Origin of the sequence: Gillisella vitis (assembly GCF_001541345.2) — a bacterium.
In the GTDB taxonomy this organism is placed as follows: Bacteria; Pseudomonadota; Alphaproteobacteria; order Rhizobiales; family Rhizobiaceae; genus Allorhizobium; species Allorhizobium vitis.
Genome location: NZ_LMVL02000002.1, coordinates 357,292 through 368,969, shown reverse-complemented (window position 1 = coordinate 368,969; position 11,678 = coordinate 357,292). Strand labels below are relative to the sequence as shown.

12 protein-coding genes are annotated in these 11,678 nt (G+C 58.0%); 6 read left to right on the top strand and 6 right to left on the bottom strand.

Going from position 1 to position 11,678, the window contains the following annotated elements:
• Positions 1-44 precede the first annotated feature (44 nt).
• The 6 genes from ASB66_RS06605 to ASB66_RS06580 form a co-directional block, all read right to left on the bottom strand.
• On the bottom strand, positions 45-1,679 hold the full coding sequence (locus ASB66_RS06605) for a hybrid sensor histidine kinase/response regulator (RefSeq protein WP_060719638.1): 1,635 nt from the start codon (positions 1,677-1,679) through the stop codon (positions 45-47).
• A 426-nt stretch (positions 1,680-2,105) separates the two neighbouring features.
• Entirely contained in the window at positions 2,106-2,597 is a 492-nt protein-coding gene (gene lspA / locus ASB66_RS06600; RefSeq protein WP_060719639.1) for a signal peptidase II, read from the bottom strand.
• Positions 2,594-3,478, bottom strand: a complete 885-nt coding sequence (locus tag ASB66_RS06595; RefSeq protein WP_060719640.1) for a TrmH family RNA methyltransferase — start codon at positions 3,476-3,478, stop codon at positions 2,594-2,596. The genes lspA and ASB66_RS06595 overlap by 4 nt, the downstream gene beginning before the upstream one ends.
• Entirely contained in the window at positions 3,475-4,533 is a 1,059-nt protein-coding gene (locus tag ASB66_RS06590; protein ID WP_234613386.1) for a class I SAM-dependent methyltransferase, read from the bottom strand. Before ASB66_RS06590 ends, ASB66_RS06595 begins: the two co-directional genes overlap by 4 nt.
• A 476-nt stretch (positions 4,534-5,009) precedes the next feature.
• On the bottom strand, positions 5,010-5,357 hold the full coding sequence (locus ASB66_RS06585; protein WP_060719760.1) for a LapA family protein: 348 nt from the start codon (positions 5,355-5,357) through the stop codon (positions 5,010-5,012).
• Positions 5,358-5,594: 237 nt separating this feature from the next.
• Positions 5,595-5,906 carry an integration host factor subunit beta gene (locus ASB66_RS06580; RefSeq protein WP_012654814.1) on the bottom strand — a complete coding sequence of 104 codons (312 nt, stop codon included), beginning with the start codon at positions 5,904-5,906 and terminating at the stop codon, positions 5,595-5,597.
• Between the two features lie 468 nt (positions 5,907-6,374).
• Between ASB66_RS06580 and lptC the strand changes: the two genes are divergently transcribed.
• The 6 genes from lptC to ptsN all read left to right on the top strand — a co-directional run bounded on the left by lptC (position 6,375) and on the right by ptsN (position 11,671).
• A complete protein-coding gene (gene lptC, locus ASB66_RS06575) occupies positions 6,375-7,040 on the top strand; it encodes an LPS export ABC transporter periplasmic protein LptC (protein WP_060719761.1) in 666 nt (221 codons plus the stop codon).
• 9 nt (positions 7,041-7,049) lie between these two features.
• Entirely contained in the window at positions 7,050-7,613 is a 564-nt protein-coding gene (locus ASB66_RS06570; RefSeq protein WP_060719642.1) for an LptA/OstA family protein, read from the top strand.
• Between the two features lie 29 nt (positions 7,614-7,642).
• Positions 7,643-8,434 carry an LPS export ABC transporter ATP-binding protein gene (gene lptB / locus ASB66_RS06565; protein ID WP_114386326.1) on the top strand — a complete coding sequence of 264 codons (792 nt, stop codon included), beginning with the start codon at positions 7,643-7,645 and terminating at the stop codon, positions 8,432-8,434.
• Between the two features lie 208 nt (positions 8,435-8,642).
• Entirely contained in the window at positions 8,643-10,232 is a 1,590-nt protein-coding gene (gene rpoN, locus ASB66_RS06560; RefSeq protein ID WP_060719644.1) for an RNA polymerase factor sigma-54, read from the top strand.
• A gap of 335 nt (positions 10,233-10,567) precedes the next feature.
• Positions 10,568-11,134, top strand: a complete 567-nt coding sequence (hpf, locus tag ASB66_RS06555) for a ribosome hibernation-promoting factor, HPF/YfiA family (RefSeq protein WP_012654809.1) — start codon at positions 10,568-10,570, stop codon at positions 11,132-11,134.
• Positions 11,135-11,206: 72 nt separating this feature from the next.
• Positions 11,207-11,671, top strand: a complete 465-nt coding sequence (gene ptsN, locus ASB66_RS06550; protein ID WP_012654808.1) for a PTS IIA-like nitrogen regulatory protein PtsN — start codon at positions 11,207-11,209, stop codon at positions 11,669-11,671.
• Positions 11,672-11,678: the final 7 nt, after the last annotated feature.

Here is an 11,678-nt window from a genome sequence, read left to right as displayed (position 1 = left end):
ATCAACGCAAGCTGCTAGATTATAAAAGAAAAACGGCCTGGGATCTAGCCGTACAGTCTTGTACGATGTGTTTTCATCAGCGAGGCAATTTCATTCAGCAGGCGCTCGGGATTGACAGGCTTTTGTAAGACCAGATCCGCGCCGCTGGTCAGCGCCTCCGCCCGGGCGGCGTCCCTGAGATCGCCGGTCAAGACCAGGATGGGGCAGCGCGGACGGCGTTTCAATTGCTCGATCATCCGCACATAGCGCAGAACTGAGCTACCATCGCCGCCGGGCATGCCGAGATCGGTAATGATCAGGTCCAGTTTGACCGCCTCTTCCAAAGCCACTTCACGGCGTAGGGCATCGAAATCATTGACCACGCCGACCATATGACCGGCTTTCTGCAAGACGGCCCGCAACAGGGTCGCATTGACGAAATCGTCCTCTCCGACCAGAACATTCAGTACGTCAGGCGTCTGTTTGCCCGGCGCCATGACGTCACCCGGCTGCAGGACCTCTGCATGGGACACACCGACATCCTGCGCATCGACATGGGCCGCATCCACACCACTCATCAACCCCCGCAGCACGTCACTCAAGGTCTGCTCACGCAGCGGTCGGATCAACCAGGCATCGAAACCGGTCAGCGGCCGTACCGGGCGCTCTTCCGGATTGACCAGATAGATGCGCCGAATTTTCCCCAGACCGGACAGCCGTCTGGCGAGATTGGCATCGTAATCGGAAATGCAGCGATGATCGACGATCAGGTCCGTCAGCGTCGCTTCCTGCCTCTCGACCTGATCCAGCAGCTCTAGCGCCTCTTCGGTTTTCTTTGCCCAATGGCAAAAACCGCCAAGCGTGCGAATGGTCATGGACGCGCCTTCTGCCGCCGGGCCATCGGGAGCCAGCAGCAGGACACTGGACCCTGACAGCAGCGACTGCCGCTGGGAAACGGTGCGATCCTGCGCAATCGCCTTGGTTGGCAAGCGGATCTCGAAGGACGTTCCCCGTCCACGCACGGTTTCAATAATCGACAGAGAGCCGCCTAGCGCCATCATCAGCCGCTGGGAGATGAACAGGCCGAGGCCTGTGCCGCCACTGCGCTGCACCGGGTCTCCGCCTTGCGAAAACTCAACGAACAGCCGGGTGCGCTCCTCTTCCGTCATGCCAGGACCGGTATCGCGGACCCGCACCACCAATTCGTCGCCAATGCAGCTAGCCGAGACCAGCACACCACCTTCGACGGTGAATTTCACCGCATTGCCGATGACATTGAACAGCACCTGCCGCAGCCGAGCGACATCGATATCGACTTCCTCGGGAACCCCGGACTGTGTCGTCGCGGCGATCTCGATGCCCTTGGCATGAGCGCGCGGCGACAACATCTCGACCACACCTTCGATCAGACGTCTGGGCGAAACACGTTGATTGTGAAGTTCGAAATGACCGGTTTCAAGCGTCGTATAATCGAGAAGGTCGGCGATCAATTGTTGCAGGGATTCGCCCGCTTGCACGATGCCGGACAGATAATTGCGCTGCTCCGGCGACAGATCGGTACGGCCCAGCAGATGGCTCATGCCGAGAATGCCGTTCAGCGGCGTGCGCATTTCATGGCTGACGGTGGCAAGCAGACGCGTGCGAACCAGTTCCGCACTCGCGATGGATGGGGGGACAGGGCTCTGCGTCTTCGATAGCATCTGCGCCTACTCCGGCAGCTGTCCGGCAAAGCCTTTCGGAAGAGGAGAATGAAACCCACCTGTTTCGGTGTTTTTTCCATCGTCCGGTATCCGGCGCGCCTACCCAGATCACGACATTTATCTGGCCGCACCACCAGCACCCTGCAAAAGACCTCAGGTGCGCTGTGGTGCTTCAAATCCGCTGCATAACTCTCTCATGAAACCAAGACCGATTTGATGAATTATGCAGTAGCAAAACCCCGTCAATGTTTTGTTACGGTCGGCAGACCACGTTCAATCTCGGTAAACCGACCCTCAATGCCGTGTGAAAAACCGCTTGGGGCGAGCGGCTCACAGCATGTGAGAAATCCTGTTTCATGCCATGCTACACCTTTTGGGGAAAATTTCCATCACTAGTTCGACGGGGCAGAACGGGAAATTTCGCCTCTACCCTTTTGAGCGGCGCAGAACCAGCAGTTCTTCCAGCAGAATGAAGCCCGCCCCTATTGTAATCAGGCTATCGGCCAGGTTGAAGACCGCAAACGACCATGTCTCAGTATGAAACAGAATATAGTCCACCACATAGCCATAGGTGAAGCGGTCGATGATATTACCGAAAGCGCCGGCAATGATCAGGCAATAGCCCAGATGCGCAAACTGGTGATCGCGGCTGGTCTGGCGCCAAAGCCAGGCGACAAAAGCGACGATGGCAAGCCGCATGACGACGATGACCCAGGCATCGAGATGCGACAGCATGGAAAAGGCCACGCCGAGATTGTGGGTGCGAAACAGGCCGAGCATCGGCACAACAGGCACAAGTTCATGCATGGGCAAGCTGACCTCGACCGCATATTTGATCGCCTGGTCCAGAATCAGCAGTGCCAGGATGAACAGGATTGCCGGAATCGGGCGACAAAACAAGGCATCAGAACGGGTCATTTGGCCTCGTCGAGGGTAAGGAGATGGCGACGAGCTTCAAACAGCATGACGCCGGTTGCAACAGCCAGATTAAGGGAATCAGCCAATCCGGCCTGAGGAATGCGCGCCAGCATATCGGCGCGGCTGGCCAATTCCTCCGGCAGGCCCGATTGCTCGTTGCCCATCAGCACCACGACGGGGCGGCGCTTGTAATCCACGGTACGGTAATCCACCGCACCGGCCAGATGAGTGGCGACGACGCTGACACCCGCCTTCGACTTCCAGCCGAGAAAATCGGCCACCGTGGTCTTGACCAGCGGCAGCGCGAAAATAGAGCCCATCGTGGCGCGGACCGTCTCCATGGCAAAGGGATCGGTGCTGTCGCCAATCAGCATGACGCCGGAGGCGCCCGCCGCATCGGCGGTACGGATAATTGTGCCGAGATTGCCTGGATCGCGCACCCGGTCAAGCGCCACCCAGGTCTCGCCCTCGGTCAGGCTGACGTCCTTCAGCGCCCTCCAGCGCTGGTCGAACACGCCCGCCACCATTTGCGGATTATCCTTGCGGGTGATGGACGCCATGATTTTTTCGCTGACCTCCAGCACCATGCCGCCATGGGCAACAGTGCGCGCTGCAATCCGCTCTACCTGCGGCTTGCCCTTGGCGGCCTTGGAATAGATCAGGTAGCGCAGGCTCCAACCGAGCTCCACCGCATCGATCACCAGCTTCAGACCTTCAGCCAGAAAGGTCCGCGTCTCGTCACGGGTCTTTTTCTGGGAAAGCGCCTTGATATCCTTGACGATCGGGTTGGCGAGACTGGTGACTTCCTTCACCTGCCCGACCTTGCCCTGCATCCCCTTGTCGGCGAAGCTGGTGGCGCCGTCCTTGAAACCGTTACTCATTTTGGAACCCATCTGCTAAACAGCGATGTGGACAAGGCCCGACCAGGTGTCTTGCCATCCAGCTCTGCCTCACGCAGGACCAGTTCGCCGGACTCGACCAGACCGCCCTTGCCGCGCATGGTCTCGCGCATCAATTCATGGATAGCGTAGAAGCTGGCGCGGATCGAATAGGCCGTTAGCACCAAGCCTTCGGCCTTGGGCGACAGGATTTCCCGGCACAGCGACAGCATCAGCGGCAAATGCTCGAACAGGTGCCAGACCTCGCCGTTCGGACCTCGGCCAAATTTTGGCGGGTCGGTGAGGATGATGTCATACTGGCTGCCACGTCGCTCTTCGCGCTGGATAAACTTCATTGCGTCATCGCATATCCAGCGGATCGGAGCGCGGTCGAGACGGCTGAGCGTCTGGTTTTCCCGCGCCCAACCGATTGCTTTCTTCGATGCATCCACATGGGTGACTTCGGCACCCGCCGCCGCCGCAACCAGTGAAGCCACGCCGGTATAGCCGAAAAGATTGAGCACCCTCAAAGGCCGGTCTGCGTTCGCGATCCTGGCTTTCTCAACCCGGTCTTTCATCCAGGTCCAATGGGCGATCTGTTCGGGAAAGACGCCAACATGGCGGAAAGACGTGAAGCGCCCGAGAAAATCGACGCCCAACAGCGACAGCGGCCAGGTTTCACCCAGCGCCTCGCGGGGAAAGCGCCAGCGGCCCATGCCATCCTCATCGGTATCGCCGGAAAACACCGCATCGGCCTTTTCCCATACATGCGGAGCGAGGCCAGGCGGCCACAGGGCCTGCGCTTCGGGGCGAATGATCCGATAGGGTCCGTATTGCTCGAGTTTCAGACCATGGCCGCTGTCGATCAGATGAAAATCGCCCGCCCCCATCGACTCCAGAATGAGCGGCAGCTTCTCGCGGGGCAGCGGGCCTGGGCGAAGCGCCAACGACGCATTGGCGGGTACTGCCGAATCCTGCGCAGGATCTTTTTCCACGCGGGGCGATGGTGCGGCAACCCTTGCCGTGTCCCTCGCATCCGTTCCCGGCTGATTGCGCACCGACTTTTGCCCGGTGCCACGATAAGGGCTTCCCCCATTGCGATCGGGGTGAGACTTGGTTGGGACAGATGCGGCGGGGCGAGATGAGGAACGCCCCTTGCCGGCGGAAGCCGTGCCGGGAGCACTCTTGCTGGGTGGTCGGCGGGATTTGTCTTTCACAATCGGCTCAGCTTTCCGATGACAGCGCCCTAAACCCACGACGAGCTTATAATTGCACGCCCGGTTCTATGGTAACGCTTCATAACGACGGCATGGTCTCCTGGCCGTCTCCGGTTCAGGCATGGTGTTGGCTATAGTCATAATTCCTCACATCGGGTCCGATCTAAGGAATTATGCGGTAGGCTGCCCGCGCAGATTATGCTCGAAATCGAAAACATACATCCTGCGTGGCCAAGGCTGCGGGCCTTATCATTCAAACGCCGCAGAGAAAAGAGTGGCGAGCAGGTTAAGTTCCGGCAGCCATTAGAACTCTGGCGTCAAGGCGATGGCAATTGGTTCAAGTGACCGGATGCCGCGATCTGCTCGGCTCGCTTCTTCTGCTGATCGGCCTCGCCACGCCATTTTACCGCAGCACGTGCCTCATGCCGGGCGCGCTTGCGGTGCTTGCCCTGGGTCAGCCAGGTGGCAAAACTGCCTGCCAAAGCGCCAAGCAAAAAAGTGATCAGCAGGAAGACGAAGAAGGGCGCGCCAGCCGACAGCATCTGATCATCGGGGCGGAATGGATTAAGCGCCAGCGTCACCCATTGCCGATTGGCGACACACAGCACGATCAGCACCACCGCCAGCGGCACCAGAATGACGATATTGAAAATCTTTTTGACCACCATCACGCATCTCCTGCCGGATCTTGCCGCCGCCGGGTTTTATCGTTGCCGATTACTGTCATCACGACAAAAAACCGACAAGCCTGCAACTCACAGTCCGACGGCCTCTTCACCACGAATTGCGTCATCATATGGAAAGGGCACAGGCTCATGCAAGGCCGGCCCGGATAATTCGCCCGATATCATTTGCAGGGTCACGACACGCCGGAATGCAACACCGAACGGCTGAAGATCCGATCAGTCGGCGTCGCCGTCATCCTCGTCGTCCATGCCGGGATTGAGGCGCTCGCGCAATTCCTTGCCGGTCTTGAAAAACGGCACCCATTTTTCTTCAACGAAAACCGTATCACCCGTACGGGGATTGCGTCCGGTCCGCGAAGGGCGGTTTTTCACCGAAAAAGCGCCGAAACCACGCAATTCGACACGATTGCCGGACGCGAGCGCATCGGTGATTTCATCCAGAACGGCGTTGACGATGTTTTCCACGTCGCGGTGATAAAGATGCGGATTGCGGGCCGCAACGATTTGCACCAGCTCGGATTTGATCACGTTAACCCCCTGTTCGGTCTAGACAGTTCACTGAAAATCAGTTCGCGGGCCCCAGCCCGCCGCAAAAGCGGCAGAGCAATGACCGCCAGCTTGTTCGGGGTGTAAAACACCATAAAAAATTGGATTAATCAATCGCTTAAGCCCACATGTCGCTGATGATTTCATATCCGTTGCTCAATGCCTGCCAATTCTGACGGCAAAATTGACCGGCACAGCTGAAATATCACCTGTCCTCACAGCATCCATCACGCACGAGACCGACCCTCGCAAGGAGACTGTTGCGGGTCCAGCGCTGGCAAAAGCCATGGGAGCGCGCCCTTCGCCAACAAAAAGCCGCAGGCGGAAAGCTTGTAACAGACTTGAAAAAATCCATATTTCCAGCCAGTAACTGTCTTGAATGGTAGCTGGAAGCGGTTCACCCGGCAGACGGGTGACACAATAACCGATCGGCTCTACGGATTATCGAGCATGCTCAAGCGTTTAGATAAAGGTGCCCTAGAGCCGCGCCCCCCTTCCCCCGATACCTCCTATCGCAAGGCGGTCGGTCACTCACATCGCGTCAGGCGGCTGCGCATCGCGTTGCCGGCTTTGGCCGTCGCGCTCTCACTCGGCTTTATTGCCGTCTCCGTCGTCAGGGCTTACCTGCCCGACAACATCAAGATCGAGGGCGCCAAGATCGAGGATGGCAAGGTCGTCATGGCCAAGCCGGCCATCTCCGGACGCAATTCAAACGGCGCGCCCTATTCTATGAATGCCGTGCGGGCGCTGCAAGATATCAAGAACCCCAACCTCATCACGCTGGAAACGATTACAGCGACCATGCCGGTCAACGACGACACCTCCGCCGATATCAAGGCACAAAGAGGCACCTATGACCGCTCTTCTGACAAGATGGTGCTGGACAGACCCTTCACGATCCACCTCTCCAGCGGGGTGGACGCAGAGTTTCAATCCGCCGATCTTGACGTGAAAGCGGGAAAGCTTAAGACAAATCAACCGGTCTCCATTCAGACGAAAGATTCATCAATCGTTGCACAGTCGATGGATATGACCGATAAGGGACAGACAATCACGCTGACGGGCGCGGTCCGATTGAATATCGCACCGACCGCCCTGCAGAAACCGGGCAACTGAGAACAGATCATGACGCAAAGCCACCGTCGCCTTTCCTTCCGCGTTGCTTGCGCCACGCTGACCGCAGGCCTTGTCGCGACCGCAGCCGCAACCGGCGCGTTTGCCCAGTCCGCCACCAGCAACATGAACAGCCTGAAACTGTCCGGCGACAAGCCGATCCAGATCGAAAGCGATGCATTGGAAGTGCATCAGCAAGAGAACAAAGCCAATTTCAACGGCAATGTGAAGGTGGTTCAGGGAACCACCACGATGCGTTCCGGCACGATGGTGGTGAAATACAAGGGCCAGGGCGCCGCTGTGACCAGCGGCGACGCCAAGATCGACACGATCGATGTGGCCGACAATGTCGTTCTCAACACCGAAACCCAGCAGGCCACTGCCGACAGGGGCCATTTCGACATGAACACCCAGATCTTTACGCTGGATGGCGACAAGGTCGTGCTGTCGGAAGGCGGCAATGTGTTCGTTGGCTGCAAGCTCACCGTCCACATGACGACGGGCGAAGCCAAGCTCGACAGCTGTGGCAAGCGCGTGCAAATCCAGCTGGATCCCAAGTCCAAGCAGAAACCCTGATTGCGAACGCAAACGTGAAAGTTCCCGGTTTGACATCCAAGCATCAGGACGCGAGCGCCGCCGCGCCATCAGACGCAGCGCGCGAGAAGAACAGGTACGAAGGTACGCTGATCGCCCATGGGCTGACGAAAACCTATAACACCCGCCGCGTGGTCAATGGCGCATCGCTCGTCGTGCGCAGGGGTGAGGCTGTCGGCCTTCTGGGTCCCAATGGCGCAGGCAAGACCACCTGTTTCTACATGATCACCGGCCTTGTGCCGGTCGACATGGGCACGATCGCCATCAACGGCAATGACGTAACCTCGATGCCAATGTACCGCCGCTCCCGGCTGGGCGTCGGCTATCTGCCGCAGGAAGCCTCGATTTTCCGCGGCCTGTCGGTCGAGGACAATATCCGCGCCGTTCTGGAACTGCACGAGAGCGACAAGACCAAGCGCGAGCAGAAACTGAACGAGCTTCTCGCCGAATTCAACATCGAGAAACTGCGCAAGGCCGCAGCCGTTTCCCTGTCGGGCGGCGAACGGCGGCGCCTGGAAATCGCCCGGGCACTGGCAACCGACCCGACCTTCATGCTTCTGGATGAGCCTTTCGCCGGCGTTGACCCGATCTCCGTGTCTGATATCCAAAACTTGGTGCGACATCTGACGGCTCGCGGGATCGGCGTGCTGATCACCGATCATAATGTTCGCGAAACGCTGGGCCTGATCGACCGTGCCTATATCATCCACGCCGGTGAGGTGCTGACTCATGGGCGGGCCGACGATATCGTCAACAATCCCGATGTGCGCCGCCTCTATCTTGGCGAGAAGTTTAGCCTCTAGTACCCGCAATTTGATGGGGCGCCGTAGTAAAAGCGGCATCTACGACGCAAAGAGCCTCGCGTTTTCAGGTTATTTGCGTCGGAAGCCCCTCTGCGGCTTGACCAAACCTTATAAAAAAGCAATTTTTGGGCCACTTGGAACTTCGGAAAATCCAAAACAGGAACAAAAGGGGTCCGAGAGGGAATAGTAGGGGAGTTTTTCGTCCGCCATGGCCCTATCCGCCAATCTTTTCCTTCGCCAAAACCAGTCGCTGGTGATGACGCCGCAGCTGATGCAATCGATTCAGCTGCTTCAAATGACCCATTTCGAGCTTGTGCAATTCATTGCGCAAGAGGTCGAGAAGAATCCACTGCTTGAATTTGCGCCAAATGACGAAGGAACAGGCAGCAGCGAGCCAGGCGCAGAGAGCGAAGCCCCGCCAGCACCAGCCTCCTCCGAGACATTGCAGAGTGACTGGTACGAACATGGCGGCGATGGCGATCTGAACGAGCGGCTGGACGCCAATTTCGGCACGGCCTTTTCCGATGATGGCGCCAATCCGAAGACCGACGTACCCGAAATGCTCGGCCAGTGGAAGTCGATGCCCGGCGCCCAGGGAGATGGCGAGGGCTACGACCTGGACGATTTTGTGGCCGGCAAGGTCTCGCTACGCGAGCATCTCGGCCAGCAATTGCCTTTTGTATTGTCCTCCGCATCGGATCGGATGATTGCGCTGGCCCTGATCGACCAGCTGGACGAGGCCGGATATCTGCGCGCCGACCTAGATGAGGTCGCCACCCAGATGGGGACGTCCCGAGACGATATGGAACGGATTCTGGCTGCCCTTCAGACCATGGAGCCCGCTGGCCTGTTTGCGCGCAATCTCGGCGAATGCCTGGCCATTCAACTGCGCCAGCGCGACCGGCTGGATCCAGCCATGGCCGCACTGATCGACAATCTGGATTATCTGGCCAAGCGTGATTTTGCGAGCTTGAAGCGGCTATGCGGCGTGGATGAGGAAGACCTTCTCGATATGCTGGCCGAAATCCGCAAGCTCAATCCCAAGCCGGGCGCCGGTTTCGAAACCGATGCACTGGAAACAGTCGTGCCCGATATTCTGGTGGCGCCCTCGATCGAGGGTGGCTGGCTGGTGGAGTTAAACGCGGAAACCCTGCCGCGTGTGCTGGTCAACAATGCCTATTTTACCGAGATCCGCCGCAGCAGCCTGCGGGAAGGCGCCATGAAGAATGCCAATGGCCAAAGTGGCAATGGCAAAACCGGCCAGAGCAAGGCCGAGGGCGAGCAGGCTTTCTTGACGGATTGCCTGCAAACCGCCAATTGGCTGACCCGCAGCCTGGACCAGCGCGCCAAGACCATCATGAAGGTGGCGACTGAAATCATTCGCCAGCAGGATGCCTTCCTGCGCCACGGGGTCGATCACCTGCGCCCGCTGAACCTGAAGACGGTGGCCGATGCCATTAAGATGCACGAATCCACCGTCAGCCGTGTCACATCCAACAAGTACATGCTGACACCGCGTGGCCTCTTCGAGTTGAAATATTTCTTCAGCGTCTCCATCGGCTCGGCGGAGGGCGGCGACAGCCATTCGGCTGAGGCCGTTCGCCATCGCATCCGCATGTTGATTGCCCAGGAAAGCCCGGAGAATATCCTCTCCGATGACGACATTGTCGAAAGCCTGAAAAACGGCGGTGTCGAGCTTGCCCGCCGCACAGTTGCCAAATATCGCGAAGCGATGAACATCGCCTCCTCCGTCCAGAGGCGTCGGGAAAAACGCGCCCTGGCCCGGAACCCGAGTTGAGATCAGCTCTTTGCAATAATCCTTAACAAAACATTGACATTACCGCCTGCGCCAATTAGACGATAGCGCCAAAACACGGGAACGATTTTGGGATAGTGACATGTACAAAATCAGAGACTTAGTCTTATCCTGTGTGTGTTTTTCACGCCAGTCCGCCCTTGACACGCGGGTTGACCAGGGTCGGAACGGAGAGATGCTCCGCTTTGGCCCGACCCGATAGGATAAATTGTCCCGGCATTCCGACCGAGCTTTTATCTTCAACTATGGAAACGCTTGGATGCGCCCCGCGCTTGGCGTAAACTCCCCCTGCAAATCACGATAAGAAGGGAAACTCCATGAGTGTACGCGTAACCGGCAAACATATGGAAATCGGCGAATCTTTCCGGCAACGGATAGAGGTCCAGATCACTGACGCCGTAAGCAAATACTTTGACGGAGGGTATTCCAGTCAGGTCACGGTGACAAAATCAGCCTCGCGGTTTTCCGCAGACTGCGCCCTTCACCTCGATACCGGTATCAACCTGCATGCAACCGGCACGGCCGTCGATCCGCAAGTCGCCTTCGACACCGCCGCAGAGCGGATCGAAAAGCGCCTGCGGCGCTACAAGCGCAAGCTGAAGGATCACCATATCCCAACCAACAACTTCGAAATCAGCTACACGGTCATGGACCCGGTTTCTGAAGAAGACGAGGATGTGCCAGAGGATTTTGCCCCGACCATCGTGGCCGAAAGCACCAAGAAGGTCAAAACCATGTCCGTCGCCACTGCCGTCATGGCCCTGGATATGACGGATGAGCCGATCGTTCTGTTCCGCAGCCCTGGCAAGGACGAGCTGAACATTGTCTATCGCCGCAATGACGGTAATATTGGCTGGATCGATTCCGCCGCAATCAAGGGCTGACACGCCCTCGGAAAGCGGTGGCCGACCACCGCTTTCCCTTTCATGTGTCGGCGGGTATAAGGATTTTTCGAAATGGCCTTGGCAGATTTGCTACAGCAAGATGCGATATTGCCCGTCCTCAGGGTCAATTCCAAGAAACAACTTCTCCAGGAACTGGCTGCCAAAGCCTCGAAACTGATCGGTATTCCCGAACGCGAGATCTTCGACGTCATCCTGCAACGGGAAAAGCTCGGGTCCACCGGCGTCGGCAATGGCATTGCCATTCCTCATGGCAAGCTGACGAGTATTTCCACCATTCAAGGCGTTTTCGCCCGCCTGGAAACCCCGATTGATTTCGAGGCGTTGGATGAGCAGCCCGTGGATCTGGTCTTTCTGCTTTTGGCACCCGAAGGCGCCGGCGCCGATCATCTGAAAGCCCTGTCACGCATTGCCCGCGTGCTTCGTGATCAGGATCTGGTCGCCAAGCTGCGCGCCAGCGACAGCGCCACCGCCATCTATACCTTCCTGAACCAGGACCAGGCCTCGAACGCAGCCTGACCGCCTT